The following is a 1,030-nucleotide window of genomic DNA, read 5'->3' on the forward strand; positions in this document are numbered from 1 at the left end:
TGCGTCGGCGACGAGCGCCGCTACGGCGCAGTGCCGGGCATCGGCGACAAGCGCAAGTAAGCGAGGACCAACATGACCGACGCGCTCGACATCGATCACCTGCGGCAATGGATCGGCCGCAGCGAACAGGCTACCGACCTGGTCACGCCGCAACTTGTGAAGGGACTGCGCGCGACGCTGTTCCTCGACATCGGCAAGCCGCAGACCGGCGATGCCGCTCCCTTCACCGTGCACTGGTGCCTCGGGCAGCCGGTGTACCCGATGGACCAGCTCGGCCCCGACGGCCACCCGACCCGCGGCGGCTTCCTGCCGCCGGTGCCGCTGCCGCGCCGGATGTGGGCGGGCGGCGAACTGCAGTTCGTCGATGCGCTCAAGGTCGGCGACGAAGTGACCCGGACCTCGACGATCGGCGACGTGACGATCAAGCAGGGTTCAACCGGCACGCTGTGCTTTGTCACCGTCAATCATGAGATCACTACGCCCCGTGGCGTTGCGATCCGCGACCGCCAGGACATCGTCTATCGCGACGTGCCGCCGCCCTCGTCCGCCCCCGCAGCGCCGGCCAAGCCTGCGGCTGCGCCGCCGGCCGCCAAGCATCGCGAGAGCCACCTCGCCGATCCGGTGCTGCTGTTCCGCTATTCAGCGCTGACCTTCAACGGCCACCGCATCCACTACGACCGCGACTACGTCACCAAAGTCGAGGGCTATCCGGGCCTGATCGTGCATGGCCCGATGCAGGCCGCGCTGCTGGTCGAATTCGCCGCCAAACTCAAAGGCAGCGTGCCGAAGACCTTCAGCTATCGCGGCGTGCAGCCGCTGTTCGACGGCGCCGACTTCAGCGTCAACGCCAACGAGACGGCAGCCGGCCTCGACCTATGGACCGCCAATGCTGGTGGCGTGCCGACCATGAAGGCCACGGCGAGCTGGTAGCATTTGTCACGCGGCGGCCGCGAAACCCCTCCCCCTTGCGGGGAGGGTCGGCCGAGCGAAGCGGAGGCCGGGGTGGGGGTCCCCGAGCACAGTGCCTGCG

General features: G+C 68.5%; 1 protein-coding gene. It reads left to right on the forward strand.

Annotation, left to right across the window (positions count from 1 at the left end; all coding sequences use genetic code 11):
- Window positions 1–72: 72 nt before the first annotated feature.
- Window positions 73–930 (forward strand): HTD2 family dehydratase, encoded by an 858-nt coding sequence (locus DYI24_RS27075; protein ID WP_164574514.1) that lies wholly within the window; start codon window positions 73–75, stop codon window positions 928–930.
- Window positions 931–1,030 lie beyond the last annotated feature (100 nt).

It is taken from the genome of Rhodopseudomonas sp. BR0C11 (assembly GCF_010820945.1).
GTDB classification, from domain to species: domain Bacteria; phylum Pseudomonadota; class Alphaproteobacteria; order Rhizobiales; family Xanthobacteraceae; genus Rhodopseudomonas; species Rhodopseudomonas palustris_H.

Excerpts from the sequence above, each read along its gene's own strand:
- DYI24_RS27075 (WP_164574514.1), top strand. The coding sequence starts at position 73 with ATGACCGACGCGCTCGACATCGATCACCTGCGGCAATGGATCGGCCGC.